23 protein-coding genes are annotated in these 21,595 nt (G+C 63.6%); 18 read left to right on the forward strand and 5 right to left on the reverse strand.

The annotated features are described in order from the left end of the window. The first annotated feature begins 53 nt into the window (after window positions 1-53). Together hflX and A3M3_RS0112555 are read left to right on the forward strand one after the other, a co-directional pair. Entirely contained in the window at window positions 54-1,616 is a 1,563-nt protein-coding gene (gene hflX / locus A3M3_RS0112550; protein ID WP_028266629.1) for a GTPase HflX, read from the forward strand. Then, the gene (locus A3M3_RS0112555) at window positions 1,609-3,672 is read left to right on the forward strand and encodes an ATP-dependent DNA helicase (RefSeq protein WP_028266630.1); all 2,064 of its coding nucleotides are present in this window, start codon (window positions 1,609-1,611) and stop codon (window positions 3,670-3,672) included. Before hflX ends, A3M3_RS0112555 begins: the two co-directional genes overlap by 8 nt. A gap of 57 nt (window positions 3,673-3,729) precedes the next feature. Here the strand turns inward: A3M3_RS0112555 and lexA are convergent, their stop codons facing one another. Continuing rightward, a complete protein-coding gene (lexA, locus tag A3M3_RS0112560) occupies window positions 3,730-4,479 on the reverse strand; it encodes a transcriptional repressor LexA (protein ID WP_028266631.1) in 750 nt (249 codons plus the stop codon). Window positions 4,480-4,845: 366 nt separating this feature from the next. Here lexA and A3M3_RS0112565 point away from each other — a divergent pair, with 366 nt between their 5' ends. The 8 genes from A3M3_RS0112565 to A3M3_RS24940 all read left to right on the forward strand — a co-directional run bounded on the left by A3M3_RS0112565 (window position 4,846) and on the right by A3M3_RS24940 (window position 11,073). After that, complete coding sequence (locus A3M3_RS0112565) at window positions 4,846-5,205, forward strand: LysM peptidoglycan-binding domain-containing protein (RefSeq protein WP_028266632.1); 360 nt, start codon at window positions 4,846-4,848, stop codon at window positions 5,203-5,205. 70 nt (window positions 5,206-5,275) lie between these two features. Beyond that, the gene (locus tag A3M3_RS0112570; RefSeq protein ID WP_028266633.1) at window positions 5,276-6,394 is read left to right on the forward strand and encodes a histidinol-phosphate transaminase; all 1,119 of its coding nucleotides are present in this window, start codon (window positions 5,276-5,278) and stop codon (window positions 6,392-6,394) included. Window positions 6,395-6,435: 41 nt separating this feature from the next. Beyond that, complete coding sequence (gene hisB / locus A3M3_RS0112575; protein WP_028266634.1) at window positions 6,436-7,062, forward strand: imidazoleglycerol-phosphate dehydratase HisB; 627 nt, start codon at window positions 6,436-6,438, stop codon at window positions 7,060-7,062. Next, complete coding sequence (gene hisH / locus A3M3_RS0112580) at window positions 7,059-7,814, forward strand: imidazole glycerol phosphate synthase subunit HisH (RefSeq protein WP_028266635.1); 756 nt, start codon at window positions 7,059-7,061, stop codon at window positions 7,812-7,814. Before hisB ends, hisH begins: the two co-directional genes overlap by 4 nt. Window position 7,815: 1 nt before the next feature. Beyond that, on the forward strand, window positions 7,816-7,974 hold the full coding sequence (locus A3M3_RS28535) for a hypothetical protein (protein ID WP_197023217.1): 159 nt from the start codon (window positions 7,816-7,818) through the stop codon (window positions 7,972-7,974). Between the two features lie 63 nt (window positions 7,975-8,037). Beyond that, window positions 8,038-8,784 (forward strand): bifunctional 1-(5-phosphoribosyl)-5-((5-phosphoribosylamino)methylideneamino)imidazole-4-carboxamide isomerase/phosphoribosylanthranilate isomerase PriA, encoded by a 747-nt coding sequence (gene priA / locus A3M3_RS0112590; RefSeq protein WP_028266636.1) that lies wholly within the window; start codon window positions 8,038-8,040, stop codon window positions 8,782-8,784. Further along, window positions 8,784-9,680, forward strand: coding sequence for an SseB family protein (locus tag A3M3_RS0112595; protein WP_028266637.1), 897 nt, complete (start codon window positions 8,784-8,786; stop codon window positions 9,678-9,680). Before priA ends, A3M3_RS0112595 begins: the two co-directional genes overlap by 1 nt. A gap of 58 nt (window positions 9,681-9,738) precedes the next feature. Next, window positions 9,739-11,073, forward strand: coding sequence for an MFS transporter (locus A3M3_RS24940; RefSeq protein ID WP_051423153.1), 1,335 nt, complete (start codon window positions 9,739-9,741; stop codon window positions 11,071-11,073). Window positions 11,074-11,147: 74 nt separating this feature from the next. Here the strand turns inward: A3M3_RS24940 and A3M3_RS0112605 are convergent, their stop codons facing one another. Then, a complete protein-coding gene (locus tag A3M3_RS0112605) occupies window positions 11,148-11,534 on the reverse strand; it encodes a DUF1844 domain-containing protein (RefSeq protein ID WP_028266638.1) in 387 nt (128 codons plus the stop codon). Window positions 11,535-11,913: 379 nt separating this feature from the next. Here A3M3_RS0112605 and infC point away from each other — a divergent pair, with 379 nt between their 5' ends. The 5 genes from infC to A3M3_RS0112630 all read left to right on the forward strand — a co-directional run bounded on the left by infC (window position 11,914) and on the right by A3M3_RS0112630 (window position 15,958). Continuing rightward, window positions 11,914-12,957: a translation initiation factor IF-3 gene (gene infC, locus A3M3_RS0112610; RefSeq protein ID WP_028266639.1), complete on the forward strand. Its 1,044-nt coding sequence runs from the start codon at window positions 11,914-11,916 to the stop codon at window positions 12,955-12,957. Between the two features lie 113 nt (window positions 12,958-13,070). Then, entirely contained in the window at window positions 13,071-13,265 is a 195-nt protein-coding gene (gene rpmI / locus A3M3_RS0112615; protein WP_028266640.1) for a 50S ribosomal protein L35, read from the forward strand. Between the two features lie 117 nt (window positions 13,266-13,382). Next, window positions 13,383-14,039: a 50S ribosomal protein L20, sunset domain variant gene (gene rplT / locus A3M3_RS0112620; protein WP_028266641.1), complete on the forward strand. Its 657-nt coding sequence runs from the start codon at window positions 13,383-13,385 to the stop codon at window positions 14,037-14,039. Between the two features lie 26 nt (window positions 14,040-14,065). Then, window positions 14,066-14,962: a TrmH family RNA methyltransferase gene (locus A3M3_RS0112625; protein WP_028266642.1), complete on the forward strand. Its 897-nt coding sequence runs from the start codon at window positions 14,066-14,068 to the stop codon at window positions 14,960-14,962. A 78-nt stretch (window positions 14,963-15,040) separates the two neighbouring features. Beyond that, window positions 15,041-15,958, forward strand: a complete 918-nt coding sequence (locus tag A3M3_RS0112630; RefSeq protein WP_028266643.1) for a cation diffusion facilitator family transporter — start codon at window positions 15,041-15,043, stop codon at window positions 15,956-15,958. Between the two features lie 50 nt (window positions 15,959-16,008). Here A3M3_RS0112630 and A3M3_RS0112635 read toward each other — a convergent pair whose 3' ends face one another. Next, window positions 16,009-17,217, reverse strand: coding sequence for an MFS transporter (locus A3M3_RS0112635; protein WP_028266644.1), 1,209 nt, complete (start codon window positions 17,215-17,217; stop codon window positions 16,009-16,011). Between the two features lie 145 nt (window positions 17,218-17,362). Between A3M3_RS0112635 and A3M3_RS0112640 the strand changes: the two genes are divergently transcribed. Then, window positions 17,363-17,803 carry a (deoxy)nucleoside triphosphate pyrophosphohydrolase gene (locus A3M3_RS0112640; protein WP_028266645.1) on the forward strand — a complete coding sequence of 147 codons (441 nt, stop codon included), beginning with the start codon at window positions 17,363-17,365 and terminating at the stop codon, window positions 17,801-17,803. Between the two features lie 8 nt (window positions 17,804-17,811). Here the strand turns inward: A3M3_RS0112640 and A3M3_RS0112645 are convergent, their stop codons facing one another. After that, the gene (locus A3M3_RS0112645; protein WP_028266646.1) at window positions 17,812-18,906 is read right to left on the reverse strand and encodes an Rv2578c family radical SAM protein; all 1,095 of its coding nucleotides are present in this window, start codon (window positions 18,904-18,906) and stop codon (window positions 17,812-17,814) included. 112 nt (window positions 18,907-19,018) lie between these two features. Between A3M3_RS0112645 and pcp the strand changes: the two genes are divergently transcribed. After that, complete coding sequence (gene pcp / locus A3M3_RS0112650) at window positions 19,019-19,669, forward strand: pyroglutamyl-peptidase I (protein ID WP_028266647.1); 651 nt, start codon at window positions 19,019-19,021, stop codon at window positions 19,667-19,669. A gap of 28 nt (window positions 19,670-19,697) precedes the next feature. On the opposite strand, the gene A3M3_RS0112655 is transcribed toward pcp, so the two are convergent. Then, the gene (locus A3M3_RS0112655) at window positions 19,698-20,354 is read right to left on the reverse strand and encodes an SIMPL domain-containing protein (RefSeq protein WP_028266648.1); all 657 of its coding nucleotides are present in this window, start codon (window positions 20,352-20,354) and stop codon (window positions 19,698-19,700) included. A gap of 177 nt (window positions 20,355-20,531) precedes the next feature. On the opposite strand from A3M3_RS0112655, the gene pheS reads away from it, so the two are divergent. Then, window positions 20,532-21,593, forward strand: a complete 1,062-nt coding sequence (gene pheS / locus A3M3_RS0112660; protein WP_028266649.1) for a phenylalanine--tRNA ligase subunit alpha — start codon at window positions 20,532-20,534, stop codon at window positions 21,591-21,593. Window positions 21,594-21,595: the final 2 nt, after the last annotated feature.

The raw sequence follows: 21,595 nt of genomic DNA on the forward strand, positions 1-21,595 counted from the left end.
CACAAGACCCGAATCGGCACTATTCTGGAAATGCCGAACCCCTAAAGGAGACCATGACCACGCAGAAGAACACCGGACCCGATTCCGACGCCCAGGACCTGAGTCCTGAAGAAATCCAGGCTGTCATCGACCGGATTCTCTCCAAGGACGCACCTGCCGTATCGCAGGAAGGCGACGAACCGAAGGGCGTGTTTGGCAAGGCCCAGGCGATTTCCCGCTTGGACGACGAACACAGCATCTACGACGGTGACCAGGAAGATCTGGCCGAACGCCGGGCCTTGCGCCGCACCGCGGGCCTGTCCACGGAACTTGAAGACGTCACTGAAGTTGAGTATCGGCAGCTGCGCCTTGAGCGCGTCGTGCTGGCCGGCCTCTGGAGCGAAGGTACCCTAGCTGACGCCGAGAACTCCCTGAGGGAACTTGCCGCGCTGGCTGAGACTGCCGGCTCGGAAGTCCTGGACGGAATCGTCCAGCGCCGCATGAAGCCGGACCCCGGAACGTTCCTTGGCTCAGGCAAAGCCATGGAGCTCAAGGACATCGTCTTGTCCACCGGGGCAGACACCGTGGTGGTGGACGCCGAACTGGCACCATCCCAACGGCGCGGCCTCGAGGACATCGTCAAGGTCAAGGTAGTGGACCGCACCACCTTGATCCTGGATATCTTCGCGCAGCACGCGAAGAGCCGCGAGGGCAAGGCACAGGTTGAGCTGGCGCAGCTGGAATACCTGTTGCCGCGCTTGCGTGGTTGGGGCGATTCCATGTCCCGTCAGGCTGGTGGCCAGGTGGGTGGAGCCGGCGCCGGCATGGGTTCCCGCGGTCCTGGTGAGACCAAGATCGAACTGGACCGTCGCCGGATCCGCACCCGAATGGCAAAGCTTCGGCGTGAAATCGCCGCGATGAAGCCGGCCCGCGAGACTAAACGGGCCAACCGCCGTCGGAATGCGGTTCCTTCGGTCGCCATCGCCGGTTACACGAACGCCGGTAAGTCATCGCTGCTCAATCGCCTGACGGATGCCGGCGTGCTCGTGGAGAACGCGCTGTTTGCCACGCTCGATCCCACCGTCCGCAAGGCTCAGACGCCGGACGGGATTGGCTACACACTCTCGGACACGGTCGGTTTTGTGCGCTCACTGCCCACCCAGCTCATAGAGGCTTTCCGCTCCACGCTGGAAGAAGTGGCCGACGCCGATCTGATCCTCCACGTTGTGGACGTTTCGCATCCGGACCCCGAAGGCCAGATAGCGGCTGTCCGTACAGTGTTCAGCGAAGTCGATGCCCGGAAGATCCCGGAAATCATCGTCCTGAACAAGGCGGACGTCGCGGATCCATTTGTCGTTGAGCGGCTCAAGCAGAAAGAGCCCCGCCATGTGGTCGTGTCTACGCGCACGGGGCAGGGCATCGCCGAACTCCTTGGGGCCATCAGCGAAGCCATTCCGCGTCCCGGCGTGCGCCTTGAGGTGCTGATTCCTTACAACCGCGGTGAGCTCATCAACAAGCTCCACAACACTGACGCCGAAATCCTCAGCCTTGAGCATGAGGAGGAAGGCACCCGCGTGGTGGCCATGGTCCATGAGAACCTCGCCGCCGAACTGGAGTCGTTCGTCAGCAATGGTTGATCCGGAAGCAGGGGAGCGCGGGGAAACCCGGGGAGAGCGGACCGCGCTCCAACTCCTGGACAAGGCCGTTGCCGGTATGGGCGGCCAAAACCGCGTGGGCCAGCACCAGATGGCCAAGCAGGTGGCACGGGCGATAGAGACCGGCGAACACCTGTTGGTCCAGGCGGGTACGGGCACGGGTAAATCCCTCGCCTACTTGATTCCGTTGATTGCCCACGCGATGGTAAGCAACAAGCCCGCACTCGTGTCCACGGCAACCCTCGCCCTCCAGACACAGATCGTGGGCCGGGATCTGCCACGGCTTCTGGAGACCATCAACCCAGAGCTCGAACGCCCGGTCACTATCGCTCTCGTCAAAGGCCGCGCCAACTATGTATGCCGGCACAAGCTGGAGGGCGGATTCCCCAGCGAGGAGCCTGCCGAGGGGCAGTTGTTCTCCCTCGGCGAGGACACCAGCGTTCCGCACCTCGCCGCAGCCATCGGTGGACCGGCCTCGCAGCTTGGCAAGGAAGTACTGCGGCTGCGTGAATGGGCCGGGAGGACCATGACGGGGGACCGGGACGAGCTCATGCCCGGCGTGACGGACCGGGCCTGGCGTCAGGTATCCGTCACGTCCATGGAGTGCCTCGGGGCGCAAAAATGTCCCATGGCGGAGGAATGCTTCAGTGAACTGGCCCGCCACCGCGCCGCAGAGTCCGACGTCGTGGTCACCAATCACGCGATGCTCGCCGTCAGCGCCTTCGAAGGGCTGGCCGTGCTGCCCGAGTACGACGTTGTGGTGGTGGACGAAGCCCATGAGCTCCAGGACCGCGTAACCGGTGCCGTGTCCGGGCAACTGTCCGTCGCAATGATCCACGCCGCTGCCTCGAGCGCACGCAAACACACAGCCATCACCGTGGACGCGCTGAACGCCGCCGCGGACCGCTTGGACCTCGCGATGATCGGCGCGGCCTCCGGGCTCCTGCCCCATGGGCTCAACGACGAACAACTTGATTGCGTGGACCAGCTCCGGGAAGCCTGCCGTGCGGCGCTGTCCGATTCGAAGGGGGATTCGTCCAACGCGGTCGACGGCGGCCGCCAACTTGCGCGGTCACGGCTAATGCTGATCCTGGAACTGTGTGAACGGCTGCTCTCGGCCCGGGAAAACCAGGAAGTCGTGTGGCTCTCCCGGAACAGTACCTATGATCCGCAGCAGGGCTACACGGCGCCTGACGAGGATTCGCCCGTCCTCATCAACATTGCTCCGCTCAGCGTGGCCGGACGGCTGCGGGAAGGGCTCTTCACGGGACATACAGTGGTGTTGACCTCCGCAACCCTGGCCATCGGCTCCGCGTTCGAGGCCACGGCAGGAGGGCTCGGACTGACGGGCCAGGGCGCTCCGAGTTGGACCGGCGTAGATGTGGGCTCGCCTTTCGACTACCCCAAACAGGGCATGCTGTACGTCGCCCGGCACCTGCCCAAGCCCGGGCGTGGCACTTCGCCTGAAGCACTCGACGAACTCGAGGAGCTCATCAAGGCGTCCCATGGTGGAGCCTTGTGCCTCTTTTCTTCAAGACGGGCGGCAGAAGACGCCGCGGAAGCGATGCGGTCACGGTTGGACGTTAAGATCCTGTGCCAGGGTGAATCGACCATGGCCGCCCTGGTCAGGCAATTCGCCGAGGAGGAGGACACCTGCCTCTTCGGCACGATGTCGCTTTGGCAGGGCGTTGATGTGCCCGGCGGTTCATGCCGCCTGGTCGTCATCGACCGGATCCCGTTTCCCCGCCCGGACGATCCCCTGATGACAGCACGGTCCCGCGCGGTAGCGCAGGCCGGCGGCAACGGTTTCATGGCAGTTTCCGCCACCCACGCGGCCATCCGGCTCGCCCAGGGGGCTGGTAGGCTCATCCGTTCGACAGGTGACAAAGGCGTCGTGGCAGTGCTGGATTCCAGGCTCTCGACCGAACGCTACGGCAACTTCCTCCGGGCGGCATTGCCGCCCTTCTGGGCAACCACGGACCGTTCAGTGGTCCACGGTGCGCTCGAACGGCTGTATGCCGACTCGGCCAAGGCCTAGCGATTTCCCCCCGGGCAACGGCTGAGGGCGACGGTCTCCCAGAGCTAGCGCAGGGGCCTAGAGCGAGCGCAGGACCGAAACGACCTTGCCCATGATGGTTGCCTGGTCGCCCAGAATGGGCTCGTACTGCGTGTTCTGGGGGAGCAGCCATGTGTGGCCGTCGCGCTGACGGAAGGTCTTGACGGTGGCTTCGTCGTCGAGGAGGGCTGCCACGATGTCGCCGTTGATGGCATCGTTTTGGCGCCGCACCACCACCCAGTCTCCATCGCAGATAGCTGCGTCGATCATGGAATCACCGGCCACCTTCAGCATGAACAGCTCGCCATGGCCTACCAACTGACGGGGCAGCGGCAGGACATCTTCAACGGTCTGGTCTGCCAAGATGGGCCCACCGGCGGCAATGCGGCCCACGAGGGGCACCATGGCCGTGTCGCTGGCACTCGCGAGCTCCGTGACGGCCAGGCCACCAGCGCTGCGGAGCTTCGCCGGCGCTTCAACCCCGGGGATGTTGGAACCGCCATCCAAGGTCAACGGCATGAGGACTTCCATGGCGCGCGGACGCTTGGGATCGCGACGAAGGTAGCCGAGCTTTTCGAGCTGTGACAACTGGTGCGTGACGCTGGACAAGCTGGCCAAGCCAACGGTGTCTCCGATTTCGCGCATCGACGGCGGATAGCCGTGATCGTTGACGGAGCGCTGGATGGTCTCCAGGATCTTCTTCTGGCGGACGGTAAGGCTCTTGGGGGCCTTTTGCGGCTGCTGGCTCCGTGGTGATGCGGACCCACTACCAGTGGCTTTCGCTGCCATGTTCGCCAACGCCCTTCCGTTCCGCCCGTTCCGCGCTAGGCGCTTGCCGGGACTGCGGCCTGAAATGTCAGACCCTCCTGTTGCACTGATTCAGTGCTGGTTTCTTCACTCAAACGTAGGGCAGGCACAGGCGTTTATCAAACATTTGTTCTAGCGAGTCTCGACACCGTTCGTTGATAAGTGCTAAAAATGTCATAGCAAGGTTCGAATATGTGTTCTAACAAGTGTGGCGGGATCCGGTTCTTGGTTCGAATCGTTCGAAAACATCGACGAGGAACAGCCCCGCAAACACTGACTGAAGGCAAGAATTGGCAGCCGCACTCCAGGGATTTCCGGGATTCGGCATTGTTCAGGAGGGCTCAGCTCATGTCCGCAATCATTACCACCCACCCGTCGGGTCACGGCACGGCGCCTGCTCGGCTTCGTTTGACACGCCGGGGCCGTATGGTCTTCTTCGGTGTGCCGGCAATGCTTTTGGCAGCCGTGCTGCTTAGCTTGGCGGGATTCTTGAATTCGCCGGCCAAGGCCGCTGATTCGGCGAACCAGCTGCAGCGCACCGCAAGTACGAGTGTCACAGTGCAAACCGGCCAGTCGCTGTGGGGGATTGCCGGAACTGCTGCACCTTCCAGGGATCCGCGCGACGTCGTTGCGGAGATCATCCAGCTCAACAACCTCCAGGACGGCCGCATCCTACCGGGACAGCAGCTGTTCGTTCCGGCCGCTTAGCAGCACCGGGAGCGGATGCCAGGGGCGTCACAGTTTCGGGGCATCCGCCGCGGCACCTTAAACTGTCATGGTGAGTGATCAGCTTGAGCGACTAGACAGACTTCCCCTCCGGACCAACCTTCGCGGGCTGAGCCCTTATGGCGCGCCGCAGCTTGATGTTCCGATCTTGCTCAACGTCAATGAAAACACCCATGGCGTACCTGCCGATGTCCAGGCGGCCATCACCGAGGCCGTTGCGGCAGCCGCCACTGGACTGAACCGCTACCCTGACCGCGAGTTCACTGAACTGCGTGAGGCGCTTGCCGAATACCTCGGCCACGAGCTGAAGGCCGAGAACATTTGGGCAGCCAACGGCTCCAACGAGGTATTGCAGCAGATCCTCCAGGCCTTCGGTGGCCCGGGCCGGAGCGCTCTCGGTTTCCCGCCCACGTATTCGATGTACCCCTTGCTCGCCAGTGGAACCGATACTGCGTACATCGCGGGAGCCCGTGCTGAGGACTATGGACTCGATGCGGCCTCGGCCGCAGCACAGGTCCGTGAGCTCCAGCCAAACGTGGTGTTCCTCTGCTCCCCGAACAACCCGACCGGCACGGGACTTGGCCTGGATGTTGTCGAAGCCGTTTACGAGGCCGGCGAGGCGAGCCGGACGGTGGTGATCGTGGACGAGGCTTACCACGAGTTCGCCCACGACAACACGCCCAGTGCGTTGACGCTCCTCCCTGGCCGGGAGCGCCTTATTGTCTCCCGGACCATGAGCAAGGCCTTCGCCCTCGCCGGGGCGCGCATCGGTTATATGGCGGCTGCCCCCGAGGTCGCCGATGCCATCCGCTTGGTCCGCCTTCCATATCACCTCTCCGCCATCACCCAGGCAACCGCGCTGGCCGCACTCCGGCACCGCGAGGCCCTCATGGCCGACGTTGAAGACATCAAGATCCAACGCGATCGCATTGTCAGCGAGTTGACCCGCATGGGATTCAAGCCAGCGGCCTCCGATTCGAACTACGTGTTCTTCGGTGGCATCGAAAACCCCCATGCCCTGTGGCAGGGACTGCTGGACCGTGGAGTCCTCATCCGCGACGTCGGCATACCGGGCCACCTCCGGGTCACTGCCGGTACCGAGCCGGAAACCACGGCCTTCCTTGAGGCACTTGAAGCCTTGCGGGACGGCCAAGTCTCCGCACCGGCCTAGACTTGAACCAGACCCACCCCTTCCTCCTCTAAGGACCAACAATGAGCGAAAACGGCGCCAGCACGGCGGCCGCCCGGACAGCACGCATGGAACGCACCACCAGCGAGTCCTCCGTTCTGGTTGAAATCAACCTCGACGGCACGGGGGTCTCGGATATCAGCACTTCGGTGCCGTTCTATGACCACATGCTGACGGCGCTGTGCAAGCATTCGCTCATCGACATGACGGTCAAAGCCACCGGAGATACCCACATCGATGCCCACCACACCGTGGAGGACGTTGCCATCACCTTCGGTGAAGTCCTCCGCACCGCCTTGGGCAACAAGGCCGGCATCCGGCGCTTCGGCGAGGCCACCATCCCGCTGGATGAAGCGTTGGCGCACGCCGTAGTGGACGTCTCCGGCCGCCCGTACCTGGTCCACGGCGGGGAGCCCGCCGGCCAGGAATACCACCTGATCGGTGGACACTTCACCGGTTCGCTGACCCGCCACGTCTTTGAGGCAATCACTCTGCACGCAGGCATCTGCCTCCACATGAACGTCTTGGCCGGGCGGGATCCGCACCACATTGTGGAGGCCCAGTTCAAGGCCTTCGCACGTGCGCTCCGTTCCGCAGTCGAGTCCGACCCCCGCGTCGAAGGCATTCCGTCCACCAAGGGTGCCTTGTGAGCAGGCACATCCTCAAGGATGGTGCCGTTGTGGATCCCAAGGCTGCCGCCCGCATTGTCTCGCCTGAAGGAAAGCCGACCGTTACCGTCTTGGATTACGGATCGGGCAATGTCCGATCGGCTGTCCGGGCGTTGGAACGGGCCGGTGCGGCAGTCACGTTGAGCGCCAAGCCTGAAGACGTCCTGAATGCGGACGGCCTCCTGGTCCCCGGCGTCGGTGCCTTCGAAACGGTCATGCGTGAGCTCAAGGCAGTCGATGCCATCCGGATGATCGGCCGCCGTGTTGCAGGCGGCCGGCCTGTCCTCGGTATCTGCGTCGGACTCCAGGTGTTGTTCGAGGCCGGAGTGGAACACGGAACCGAAGCCGAGGGCATGGGTGAGTGGCCGGGCAAGGTGGAACTTCTCCCCGCACCCGTCGTGCCGCACATGGGTTGGAACACGGTGGACGTGCCGGAAGGATCAAAGCTGTTCGCCGGCGTCGAGCATGAACGCTTCTACTTTGTGCACTCATACGGCGTGCAGAAGTGGGAATTCGATGTCGCCCAGCCTCGCATGGCACCGCCTAAGGTGACGTGGTCCGAGCACGGTGCCCGGTTCATCGCCGCCGTGGAGAACGGTGTGCTGTGCGCTACGCAGTTCCATCCCGAGAAATCGGGCGACGCCGGAGCCCGCCTCCTGCGCAACTGGGTTGAGAGCCTGCGTCCGCCGGCATTGCCGCAGGCCGAAGCATCAGAGGCCGGGGGCGCTGCCTAAGATGTGGTCTGTTATCTTCATGGGCGCGGCCGGCTTGTTGGTTGGCGGAGGCATTTCCTTCCACCAGCAGAAACGTCCCGCCTGGGTCTCCATTTCGTTCTACGTACTGGCCGGCTTGGCGTTGCTGGCCGCGTATCTCTTCACCCTGCCTGGCAAATGACCTTGCCTGCCAAATAGCTTGCCGGGCGCCTGATGCCCGTCCCCCACAACACCGAGGACCTCAATGACCACCGCCTCCGAACTGCCCGTTCTGGAACTCCTGCCCGCCGTCGATATTGTAGACGGCCAGGCCGTTCGTCTCCTCCAAGGAGAAGCCGGCTCCGAGACCAGTTACGGCACCCCGCTGGAAGCCGCACTGAACTGGCAGGACGCCGGGGCCGAATGGGTGCACATGGTTGACCTGGACGCCGCCTTCGGCCGTGGCAACAATGCCCGGCTCATCAGCGAGGTCGTCTCGCAACTGAACCTCAAGGTGGAGCTCTCCGGCGGACTGCGCGACGACGAATCCCTTGAGCGGGCGCTCGATCTCGGCGTCGCCCGTGTGAACCTCGGCACAGCCGCGTTGGAGAACCCGGAATGGACCCGCCGGGCCATTGACCGCTTTGGGGACAAGATCGCCGTCGGGCTCGACGTCCGCGGCACAACGCTCGCGGGCCGCGGCTGGACCAAGGAAGGCGGGGATCTCTGGGAGGTGCTCGCCCGCCTGGAGGATGCTGGCTGCTCCCGTTACGTTGTCACCGACGTCACGAAGGACGGAACGCTGCAGGGTCCCAATGTCGAACTACTGCGCCAGATGGTGGAGAAGACCGGCAAGCCGGTGGTTGCGTCCGGGGGAATCTCCAGCTTGGAAGACCTTCGCGTGCTGCGGGAGCTTGTGCCGCTCGGTGTTGAAGGGGCGATCGTCGGCAAGGCGTTATACGCCGGCGCCTTCACGCTCCCGCAAGCCCTGGACGTCGCCGGCCGCCGCTGATGTCCCGCGACTCAAACCAGCCCGCTGAGGCCGCGGGCGCCGCTCCCCGCGCGTTGCCAGGCCACATCGCGGCGGCCCTTGCAGGCGCCGGGGGAGCGGGAGACTCTGCCGGCCAGCCTTGGGCGGGCAGGAACCTGAGCGGAGACGCGGCCAGAATCCACAATTTCGAGGACGACGACGGAGGGGCCGACGCCGGGTACGTCGCCGCCGTCGCAGCCCTGCTGGCCGGCACCGGAACCGAAGCAGGGGTCGTGGCTTCCTTGGCTACGGCGAGGGTCTTTGTCCCGGTGGTGGCCCAGCTCGCCGAGGAGTCCGAGGGCGTGGAGGGTCTCCACGTCGACAAGCAGGCAGACATGGCCCTCGTGACGCTCAAGGCTCCGGACGGCCGGACGGCGATGCCGGTCTTCACTTCGGCTGCCGCCTTGGAAGCCTGGCATCCTCAGGCCCGTCCTGTCGCCGTCTATGCGGCCCGGGCTGCCCTGTCCGCCGTCTCCGAAGGCGCGCAGCTGTTAGTGGTGGATCCGGGCTCGGAAGTCACCTTCGTGGTGCGCCGTCCGGCCATGTGGTCACTGGCACAGCAGCGCGACTGGACGCCGTCTTACCTTGATGGTGAACTGGAGTCTGCTCTCAATTCCTTGGCGGGGACACATCCTGCGGTGCGGCGGCTTGAGGTCCGGCCAGGCTCCGGTGTGGCTTCCCGCGTCGCCGACGGGTCTACCATGTCTGGCGGCGGACCAGGACCCGAGCTTCGAGTGGTGCTGTACCTCGAAGACGGGCTGGACGCCGCAGCCATCCAGGATCTCGTCTCCGGGCTGAATGGACGTTGGGCGCAGAATGAATTGTTCGCCGAGCGGGTCGACTCCATCGAAGTCAGCCTGCAGCGGGCGGCGCAGTAGCCGAAGGCGCAAGGGGAACGTCCTTGTCCTGCCTGCGGCAGAACAGAGGATGTAGCTCGTGAATTTCGCTCTCTACCGCCAGATGCTGTCCATCGTGTCCGTGCGGCGCCTCTTGCTCGTCGGTATGGTTGCCCGGATACCGCACTCCGCTGCGGGCGTCCTGCTCACGCTGCACATTGTGCTGACCCTGAACAAGGGATACGCTGCCGCCGGCGCGGCTGCCGCGGTCTTCACGATAGGCATCGCTATCGGCGCTCCATGGCGGGGACGCCGCGTGGACACGGTCGGCCTGCGCAAGGCACTGATCCCTTCGGTGGTCTCGGAGCTGGTCATTTGGTCGATCGTGCCGCATGTCAGTTACGAATGGATCTTGCCGCTCGTCTTCGTCGGGGGCCTCCTGGCCCTTCCGATCTTCAGCGTCATCCGTCAGTCCCTTGGCGTCCTCGTGGATGGCGAGCAACGGCGCTCTGCGTACGCCTTGGATTCGATTGCCACCGAAGTGGTCTTCATGATCGGCCCCGCGGCCGGAGCTGTCGTCGCCACGAGCGGTTTCACTGTCCTGGGACTGACCGTCGTCGGTGTGTGCACCTCGGCCGCGGGGCTCTTCCTTCTGTGGTTCAACCCGCCAACCCGCAGCGATCATGTCCTTAATGCAAGCCAGGCTGCTGATCGGGATGCTGATGAGCTCCATGCGGCCGAAGCGGCGGTGGTTGCGTCGGCCCCGGCCCATCTGCAGGAAGCGGCGTCGGAGATGGCGCCGACGGTTTCCCATTCTTCCGGGCTGCGGGGAAAGATGGCCAGGAACTTCACCTGGTTCACGGCGGCGGTGGCCGCCGTGTTTGCCGTTGCCGCAGGATCCGGCATGGTCCTGAGCGGTACCGACGTCGGAATCGTCGCGGTGTTGCAGCGCGGCGGGCACGAGAGCGAGATCGGAATTGTCTTCTTCTTCTGGTGCGCCGCCTCGGTGGTCGGGGGACTCATCTACGGAGCGATGCACCGGCCCGTCTCGCCGATTCTGCTCCTCCTGGGCATGGCGGCCCTGACCATTCCTATGGGCTTCGCCACTGACACCTGGACCCTTGCCTTGGTGTCCTTGCTGCCCGGTCTGCTGTGTGCGCCGGTGCTGTCCGCGGCCTCCGAGAAGGTCGCCGACATCGTGGAGGAGGACCGCCGTGGCGAAGCAATGGGCTGGTACGGCTCGGCTCTGACGGCGGGCGTGGCCTTTGGCTCGCCTTTCGCCGGGATCTTCATCGACGGGGTCGGGCCGTGGGCTGGATTCGTGGCCGTCGGAACAGCGGGAGTGGTGCTGTGCCTCGCGGGGCTCTTTCTCCAGTTGCGTCGGCGCCGGATCATGACCATCACCCAGGCCGGCCCGAAGGATCCAGCGAACTGAGCTGGCAGGCAGACGACGACGGCGGGCCGGCCAGAAGGCCAGCCCGCCGTCGCGGCCTAACAGGAGAGTCGGGGTCAGTTGACCGGGCCCGTGAACTTTTCGCCCGGGCCCTTTCCTGGCTCGTCCGGGATCAGTGAGGCTTCGCGGAACGCCAGCTGGAGGGAGCGCAGGCCATCGCGCAAGGGGCCGGCGTGCTGTGAACCGATTTCCGGGGCTGCGGCTGTGACCAGCCCGGCCAAAGCGGTAATCAATTTGCGGGCTTCGTCAAGGTCTTTGAGATCCTCGGCATGGGGGTCGTCGGCCAACCCCACCTTGACGGCTGCTGCGCTCATGAGGTGAACGGCACCGGTGGTGATGACCTCAACAGCCGGAACTTCCGAAATGTCGCGGATCTGCTGGGCTACTCCGGCACCAGCACCGGTGGGCTCGTGGTCGGGGGAATTGCTGTCTGAAGTGCTCATGCTGGTAAGCTTGTCACAGACCGACTGGAAGTCGCCATTTCGTTATGGCTCACGCAGTGTTCTGCTACCTACCGTTAATGTGCGGTTAGCCGCCGATCTCTGTAGAATTGATTTTCAGTTTGCAAGCGGAGTTCTCTCCCACCCGCGTCAGCCGTTTCCCTTCGGGGATGTAAGTTGCCGGGTACCTGGTCGGACATCATTCAAGGTCACCCTTGGATGATGCGAACGCCTCCATTGAGGGGCCGTTTCCGATCTTCGAGGCCTTCGATTGCGCCAGCAATTGGGGGCCTTCTCTATTTGCCGGTGGAATACTCATCACAACAACAGGAGCTTTGACATTAGCGAGCCAAGAATCAATGAGCGTATCCGCGTCCCCGAGGTGCGTTTGGTCGGCCCCGCCGGCGAACAGGTAGGAATCGTCCGTATTGAGGACGCCCTGCGTCTTGCTGCCGAGGCTGATCTGGATCTCGTTGAAGTTGCACCGCAGGCGAAGCCTCCGGTGTGCAAGCTGATGGACTTCGGCAAGTACAAGTACGAAGCCGCTGTTAAAGCCCGTGAGGCCCGCAAGAACCAGACCAACACGGTTCTGAAGGAAATCCGCTTCCGCCTGAAGATCGATACCCATGACTACGAGACCAAGCGCGGCCATGCGCTTCGCTTCTTGGGTGCTGGTGACAAGGTCAAGGCCATGATCCAGTTCCGTGGACGTGAGCAGCAGCGCCCCGAAATGGGCATCCGCCTGTTGCAGCGCTTCGCTGAGGACGTTGCCGAAGTTGGCGTGATCGAGTCCAGCCCGCGCATCGATGGCCGCAACATGGTCATGGTGATCGGCCCCCTGAAGAACAAGGCTGAGGCCAAGGCCGAGGCTCGTCGCGCCGCACAGCGCGCAGAAGCCAAGGCCCAGAATGAAGCCAAGGCCGCAGGCCGGATTGACGTGTCGGGCGAGGATGCTCCCTTGACCCAGTCACTCGCTGACCTGCTTCCGGCGGAACTTCTGGCCCAGGCCGAAGGAACCCGGAGCGAAGCAACCCCGGCTGAGGAAACCGCACCGGAATCCGTTGAGGCAGAAGCTGTCGAAACTGAGGTAGCTCCGGCCGCCGAGGAAACGATTGCTGTTGAAGAGACTCCGGTGGTTGAAGCAGCCCCTGTGGTTGAAGCAGCCCCTGTGGTTGAAGCAGCCCCTGTGGTTGAAGCAGCCCCTGTAGTTGAAGAGGCTCCGGCCGTGGAAGCAGCGCCGGTCGCCGCGCCGGCACCGGCCAAGGCTCCTGAGCAGGCCGCTCCTAAGCCTGTGGTGCCGGCTGCCCCCAAGCCTGCTGCTACACCAGTACCGAAGCCGATGGCAAAGCCCGCGGTTCCGAAGCCTGCAGCTCGGCCGGCAGCCCCCAAGGCCGCTCCGAAGCCAGCGGCACGCAAGACCAACTAGTCAGCCGCAGGAGGCCAGCCTCCGCCCGGCAAGAAGCAGCAGCCATCCCCTACGGGATGGCTGCACGAAAGAACTGCAGACCAGTCTGCGGACACGTAAGGAGATCGGTTCCCATGCCGAAGATGAAGACCCACAGTGGTGCTAAGAAGCGCTTCAAGCTGACCGGTACCGGCAAGCTGAAGCGTCAGCAGGCCAACCGTCGCCACTACCTGGAGCACAAGTCCTCCACCCTGACCCGTCGCCTCGCCGGCGACAGGATCGTCTTCAAGGGCGATGCCAAGGTCATCAAGAAGATGCTCGGCGTCTAAGTTCCAAGTTTTCTGGTTGCTGCCATCCGGTGGCTGCCGACTACACCAAAGCCTTCTCAGGCCGGCCGGGTTTCCGGCAGTAGCAGCTTGGGATAAGAATTTTGAAGGAGTACGCACGTGGCACGTGTGAAGCGGGCGGTAAACGCCCACAAGAAGCGTCGGGTTGTCCTCGAACGGGCCAAGGGTTACCGCGGTCAGCGGTCTCGCCTGTACCGCAAGGCCAAAGAGCAGCTGCTGCACTCGTTTGTGTACAGCTACGGCGACCGCCGCAAGAAGAAGGGTGACTTCCGTCGCCTCTGGATCCAGCGCATCAACGCGGCATCCCGCGCCAACGGCCTGACCTACAACCGTTTGATCCAGGGCCTGAAGGCTGCTGAGGTCGAGGTTGACCGCCGCATGCTCGCAGAGCTGGCCGTCTCTGACGCCAATGCTTTCGCCGCGCTGGTCAAGGTCGCCAAGGACTCCCTGCCCGCCGACACTTCCGCTCCGGCTGCCAAGGCAGAGGCTGCTCCGGCCGCCAAGACCGCTCCTGCCGTCAAGGCAGCGGTTTCCGAGAAGCCGGCCATTGAAGGCGCAGTTGTTGCCGTTGAAGGCGAAGCCGCACCGGAAGGCCACGCCATCAAGGGCAACGCCGAGTCCAACAAGTACCACGTTCCGGGTTCCACCTGGTACGACGTGACGGTTGCCGAGTACTGGTTCTCCACCGTTGAAGCTGCAAAGGCTGCAGGCTTCGAGCCTGCCGGCGGCGAAGCCCGCCAGCAGATCAAGAACTAGTCGCAACAGCCACTAAAGTTCTGTATATGAACGAAACCGGGCGCCCGCAAGAACTTCCGATGTCCAATCCCCGAGCCGATCGGGTCAGGGATGTCGCGAAGCTTGCAGGGCGCCCGGCCCGTTTAAAGCGGGGCAGGTTTCTGGCAGAAGGCCCGCAGGCAGTGCGGGAAGCGCTGGTCCTGCACCGGGAACGGACCAAGGCGGGGGAGCCCGGCGTCGTGCACGAAGTCTACGCAAGCGAAAGCTGTCTGGACCGGCTCCCGGAACTTGCCGAGCTCGCCGACGGAGTCACCTTGCGGCTCGCAAATGATGAGGTCCTTGCCGCCATGGCGGACACCGTCAATCCTCAAGGCATTGTTGCTGTCTGCAGTTTTGTGGATGTGAGCCTTGATTCAGTGCTCGACGCCGGACCGCGCCTGATCGCGGTCATGTGCCAGGTGCGGGACCCCGGCAACGCTGGAACCGTGCTTCGAGCAGCCGATGCGGCAGGGGCGGATGCGGTAGTCCTGACGGCCTCCAGCGTTGATATCTACAACCCGAAGGCCGTGCGGTCCACAGCCGGTTCCCTCTTCCACCTGCCGGTTGTCCTGGGCGCGGACGTCGAGGAGCTCGTGGCGCTGTGCAAGGATCGTGGCATGGGAATCCTCGCCGCGGACGGTTACGGCACCCTCAATCTGGACAAGCTCCAGGACGAGAACGCTGCTCGCCGCCTGGGCGCCTCGGCAGCTCGCTCCGACTATGCCCTTGAGGGCCCGACAGCTTGGTTGTTCGGCAACGAAGCCCAAGGACTTTCGGAGTCCGAGCTGGCTCTCGCGGACCATCGTGTTGCAGTGCCGGTTTACGGTTCGGCGGAAAGCCTGAACCTCGGGACAGCAGCTACGGTTTGCCTTTACGCCAGCGCGCGCTCCCAGCAGGCTTCCTGACTTTTTCCGGGCACATGCCCCGGTCCGTTCCTGCCCATCCCTCACATCCTCCGAATCCGAAGAAGAAGGCGAGCTTCCGTGGCTGCAAATGGCGGTACCAAGGCGATCGTGGCAGCGCTGGCTGCCAACCTGGCGATTGCCGTACTCAAGTTCGTCGCATTCGTGCTCACGATGTCGTCCTCCATGTTGGCGGAAGCGATCCACTCGGTTGCCGACTCCGGCAATCAGTTGCTCCTGCTGCTTGGTGGGAAGCGCTCGCGACGTGCGGCAAGCTCCGAACATCCGTTTGGGTATGGCCGTGAACGTTACATTTACGCGTTTATCGTCTCGATCGTGCTGTTCAGCGTTGGTGGCCTCTTTGCACTGTACGAATCCTGGCAGAAATTCCAGCACCCCCACGCGATTGAAGGTGGTTTCTGGTGGGTGCCCCTGGTGGTGCTGCTGGGGGCCGTTGTTGCGGAGTCGTTCTCCTTCCGGACGGCCATCCGCGAGTCCAATCCATTGCGCGGTAACCAGAGCTGGATCAAGTTCATCCGGAACGCCAAGCAGCCGGAGCTGCCCGTGATCCTCCTGGAGGATTTCGGAGCCCTCTTGGGGCTCGTTTTCGCGCTCTTCGGCGTCAGCCTGACTCTCCTCACCGGGAATGGCGTGTGGGACGCGGCAGGAACGGGAATGATCGGCCTGCTGCTTGTGTCCATCGCAGTGGTACTTGCGGTGGAAACCAAATCCTTGCTCCTCGGCGAATCAGCCACCAAAGAGGATAACGCACGCATCACCGCAGCCATTGAGTCCGGTGGCACCCGCATCATCCACCTGAAGACCATGCACCTGGGACCCGAAGAGTTGCTGGTGGCGGCGAAAATCAGTGTGGGAGCGGCAGACACCGGACAGGCCATTGCCAAGGCGATCGACGACGCCGAACTCAGGATCCGCTCCGCAGTGCCGACCGCCCGGGTCATCTACCTTGAACCGGACGTCGAGCGCGTCCAGATCTGAGCCGACGAGGCACCGACACACGAGCCGCTGGTTGCGGGTCCTGGGAAGGGTTACGCAGCCAGCGGCTTTTTGCGTTCCAGCCAGCCACTGATGCCTGCGACGCCGAGCCCCAGGAGGGCCAGTGCGGCGCCGACGAGGGCGGGGGCCACGTAGCCCCAACCCCAAGCGATGACCACCCCGCCGAGGAATGCGCCCAGGGCGTTGGCGATGTTGAGGGCGGAATGGTTTAACGAGGAAGCCAACGACGGCGCGTCCGGCGAAGCGTCGAGGAGCCGCGTCTGCAAGGGCGGAACCAGCATGGAGCCGATCCCGCCCACGATGAAGACCATGATGAACGCGGACCACGCCCAGTGAGCCGCAACGGCGTAAGCCACCAAGGCCAGCGCGATCGCGGGAAGGACCCGGTAGATGGTTCCCATGACAGACTTGTCGGCGATCCGGCCGCCCAGGATATTGCCCGCCACCATGCCGAGTCCGTAAAGGGCAACTACCAGCGGCAGGAGATTCTGGGGGATTCCGGCTACCGAAGTCATCGTGTGCGAGATGTAGGTGTAGGTGGCGAAGAATCCGCCAAAACCGATGATTCCGATCAGCAGCGCCAGCCATACCTGGATGCGCTTGAGCGCACCAAGCTCCCTGCGGATGCTTGCGTCGGGGTGGGCGGCTTCAAAGGGAACAAACTTCCATAGCAGCACGCTGGTTGCCAGGCCGATGACGCCGACCACCACGAACAGGAGCCGCCACCCATAGCTTTGGCCAAGCCAGGTGGCTGCGGGCACGCCGATGACGTTGGCGATGGTGAGGCCGCCCATGACCATGGAAATCGCCCAGCCGCGCTTCGTGGGAGCAACCAGGCTCGCTGCGATGACTGCCGCTATCCCGAAGAAAGCGCCGTGGGGCAATCCAGAGGCAAACCTGGTGATCAGCATGGTTCCGTAGTCCGGCGCAACGTAGGACGTCAGGTTGGCCACGGACAGGAACAGCATGAGACCCAAGGCAAGTTGCTTGCGGGGGAGCCGTGCACCAAGAGCCGCGAAGACGGGCGCACCCACAACCACCCCGAGCGCGTAGGCGGAAATAAGGTTCCCTGCCTCCGGTGTGCTGATGTTGAGTCCCTGTTCGATCTCCTTGAGCAAACCCATCATGGTGAATTCCGTGGTGCCGATGGCAAATCCACCCATGGCGAGGGCGAAGATCGCCAACGTCACGTGACGGCTTCCGTACTTTTTGGAGGTGTTACTGACTGCAGTAGTGGTCATCGTCCTGTTTCTTGGGGCTGAGCTGGAGGCGCTCGAACGGGAATAAATCCGATTTTCAAGCTTAGTGCGAGACTCCAGGGAATGTCCCGCCATGTGGCGACTTCCATAGGAGGGTCCGTGACCTGACGGCCAATAGACTGTTCCGGTGACTGGACTGATAAGCGTAGCGGGCGCCGCCGTCGTCGATTCCCTGGAGAACCCGAAGCGGCTGTTGGTCGCCCGGCGCAGCGCCCCACCGCAATTCGCCGGGATGTGGGAGTTCCCCGGCGGAAAGCTCGAGGCCGGGGAATCCTTCGAAGAAGCGTTGCACCGCGAACTGCTCGAGGAACTTGGAATCGCCGTCCGGCTCGGGAGCGAAGTGGAGCCCGACAACGGTTCCACTTGGCCTTTGAATGAACGGGCCGCCATGCGGGTTTGGTTCGCGGAGCTGCTCGACGGTGAGCCACGTCCGCTGCAGGACCACGATGAACTCCGTTGGATCCCGCTCGGCAACCCCGAAGAAGCGTTCGCGCTGCCATGGATTCCCGCCGACCTGCCGATTGTCCATGCGTTGCTGGAACGGGTGGCTTCAGGGCTGCTTGGCTAGAGGCCGGGCTAGAAAAGGGTGGATTGGCCCGTTGCTGGAAAGGACGTACGCGGAAGGGACCCTGCCGGTTCCTTTCCTGCGGCCGCATTCCTGTGGCTGAAGCCGCTGCTTCCGGAAAAGCCGTGGCGGGCTTTGAAGTGGCTGATGCGGCCACTCAACCAGGTCTTGTATTCCTTTGAAACGTACGAGCCTTGGCCATAAAGACCCCGGTACTTTCCGACGAGGCCAGGGTGATTGGCCGCGAGCCACTGCATGAACCACTCGCGGGTGCCCGGTTTCAAGTACAACGCCCCGGCCGTCACACCCGTGGCACCGGCCTCGGACAGCGCAGTGAAGAGCGACTCCAAGGCATCGTCGCTGTCCGTGAGCCAAGGCAGGATAGGCATGGCCATCACTCCGCAGGGGAGCCCGGCCTCGCGCAGCCGGCGGATGAGTTTGAGCCTTACGCGGGGCGCCGGCGTGCCCGGTTCGACAAGCGAGGCGAGGGCTTCGTCCGTCATGGCCAGCGAGATGCCCAGATCCACGGACACCTGGCTGGAGGCCTGCTTCAGCAGGGGAATGTCGCGGCCCAGGAGGGTTCCCTTGGTAAGGATGGAGAAGGGCGTGCCGGAATCGGCGAGGGCACTGATGATTCCGGGCATCAGCTGGTAGCGCCCCTCCGCCCGCTGGTACGGATCCGTGTTGGTGCCCAAGGCCACGTGATGGTGGCCCCACGAGGGTTTGGACAGTTCCTTGCGCAGGACCTCTGCGGCGTTGATCTTCACGATCACCTGGGAATCGAAATCGTGGCCGGCGTCGAATTCAAGATACGTGTGGCTCTTGCGCGCGAAGCAGTAAACGCAGGCGTGGCTGCATCCGCGGTAGGGGTTGACGGTCCATTCGAAAGGCATCCGGGAACCGGACGCCACCTTATTGAGCACCGATTTGGCGGTGACCTCATGAAAGGTGACTCCGGAGAACTCGGGGGTTGAGACGGAACGCACAAGCCCGGCCAGCGGCAGCAGTGCATCCGGAGCTGGGGCGGCTCCGGATGCACTGCTGTTGCTGTTGTCTCCCGTTACCGGACCACGTTGTGGCGAAAGTGCCTGTGCGTCCCATCTCATGACCTCCATTCGAATATATGTTCTAACTATTGTCAAGGCCCGCTGAAGGAACGGCCGCCGGAAGTCCGCAACGGGCTCCCGGAACGCGCTCGGCTGTTGTTAGGGTGGGTCCATGATTCTGCTGACGGGGTTCGAGCCTTTTGGCGGCGATCCCAGCAATCCCTCGTGGACTTCCGCCCTCCTGGCGCAGGAGATTTTGCGTGCCGAAGGACGCGAAGTGGAGGTAGTCGAGCTACCGTGCGTTTTCGGTGAATCCGCTGTGGTCCTTCGCGAAGCGTTGGTGCAGCTGCGCCCGGAGCTGGTCATCTGCCTCGGGCTCGCCGGTGGCCGGGACCGGCTTTCCCTCGAGCGCGTGGCCATCAACGTCGATGACGCCAGGATTCCGGACAATGCGGGAAACCGACCCATCGACGAACCGGTGGTTCCCGCAGCTCCGGCGGCGTACTTCAGTACCCTTCCGGTTAAGTCCGCGCTGAGGGCATTGCAGATCGCCGGAATCCGGGCAGAGGTCTCCCAAACAGCCGGGACGTATGTGTGCAACCACGTGTTCTATTCCCTGATGCATGAACTCTCGAAGGAGGCCGTTGCCGCACGAACGAGGGGTGGGTTCATCCACGTTCCCTATGACGAATCCATGCTGCCGCAAGGGAGCACCACACCCGCCATGGCCGCGCGGGACATGGGCGAGGGCATCGCCGTCGTCGTACGTACTGCACTTGAAACTGCAGCGGACGCGAAGCTCCCTGCGGGAGCTCTTCACTAGGCTGGCACCTCCCACTAGCACTTCCGGATCAGCCGGCACGGCTTTCCGGCGAGGCCAGCTCCCACTGCACCACTACACTCGCGGAAACCGCCACGGACCCCGCTTCGATGGCGAGGCCTTCGCTGGCAAACGCGCGCTTCATGTCGCCCATCAACGGAATCGGCGACTCCTGCTCCGGCCGCTGCTCGATGGACAGCACTTGCCCCAACCGGGAGCCGGCAAGGGCCGCAAATCGAGCGGCCTTCGCTTCGGCCTCCCGCCAGGCGGCTTCCTGTGCCAGCGCCGCAACGGCGGAGGAATCGGTGAATCCTTGTTCGATCCCGTTGATGCGCAGGCTGTCACCGCCTGCAGCGACTGCGGCAGAGATGGCCGAGGGAGCCGCTGACGGCGGGCTGACACGGGCAACCAAGGTGGTTGAAGCAACATAACCCGTGAGCTTTTGCCCTTGGTTTTCGGCCCAGACCAGTTCAGCCCGCAAGTTGAGGCCGCTGGTCCGCAAGTCAAGACCGGCCACACCGTGCTCCCGCAGGACGTCCGTCACCGCAGCGGCAAGCTGTCCGGCGTCGTCATAAGCCGCCCCGGCGGCGTCGCGCCTGACCTCGACGGCGAGCGTGAGCGTGAGAAGGTCGGGAACGGCTTCGGCGGAACCCTCTCCGGAGACGGTAACGGTGCGCCGCGGTGTCATGATGCCATGCTAGCTGTATCGCCAGGGGCCTGGACGGTGTCACGGGTTAAATCCCGGCCGGAGCCTTCTACTAGACTGGGGTTAGTGCCGCCGGACCCCTCTGGCGAGCATTGCTCCTGCTTTCGCCATGGCTCCGCCTGGTGAAGACCAATTCCGACTCGTAGCTAAGAACAGTAGATGACTGACACTTTGCCGGGCGCTGCCATCCCGAACCCTTTGGATGAAGCCGCCATCACCGCTGCCGTTGAGGAAGCCGTCGCCGCGATTGCCGCCGCATCCTCCCTCGAAGAACTCAAGGCCGTCCGCTTGGCGCACACCGGCGAGAAGTCGCCCTTGAGCCTTGCCAACCGGGAAATCGGTAGTTTGGCCAAAGAACAAAAGGCCGCCGCAGGCAAGCTCATGGGTTCTTCCCGTGGCCGCGTCAACCAGGCGCTCGCAGCCCGTACCGCTGTGCTCGAAGCCGAGAACGACGCCCGTATCCTTGTGGAGGAAACCGTCGACGTCACGGCAGCGCCGCGGCGCCGCCGTGCCGGCGCCCGCCACCCGCTGTCCACGCTACAGGATCGCGTTGCGGACATCTTCGTCGGCATGGGCTGGGAAATCGCCGAAGGGCCGGAAGTCGAATCCGAGTGGTTCAACTTCGACGCCCTTAACTTCAAGCCTGACCACCCGGCACGCGAAATGCAGGACACGTTCTTCGTGGAACCTCCCGAGGCGCACCTGCTCATGCGCACTCACACCTCCCCAGTACAGGTCCGCTCCATGTTGGAGCGTGAAGTTCCCATCTACGTGTTGTGCCCGGGCAAGGTTTTCCGCACCGATGAACTGGATGCCACCCACACGCCCGTGTTCCACCAGTTCGAAGGCCTGGCCATCGACAAGAAGCTGAGCATGGCCGACCTGCGTGGCACCCTGGAACACTTCGCACGGCAGATGTTCGGTGACGAGGCACAGATCCGACTTCGTCCCAACTACTTCCCGTTCACTGAGCCCTCCGCAGAACTGGACATTTGGCACCCGGGTGCCAAGGGAGGTCCCCGCTGGATCGAATGGGGCGGCTGCGGCATGGTCAATCCCAACGTCCTGCGCGCCGCCGGCATCGATCCGGACGAATATTCAGGCTTTGCCTTCGGCATGGGCATCGAGCGCACGCTCATGTTCCGCAACGAGGTCGGCGACATGCGCGACATGATCGAGGGCGATGTACGTTTCAGCGAGCACTTCGGGATGGAGATCTAACA

Source organism: Arthrobacter sp. MA-N2, from assembly GCF_000517125.1.
In the GTDB taxonomy this organism is placed as follows: domain Bacteria; phylum Actinomycetota; class Actinomycetes; order Actinomycetales; family Micrococcaceae; genus Arthrobacter; species Arthrobacter methylotrophus.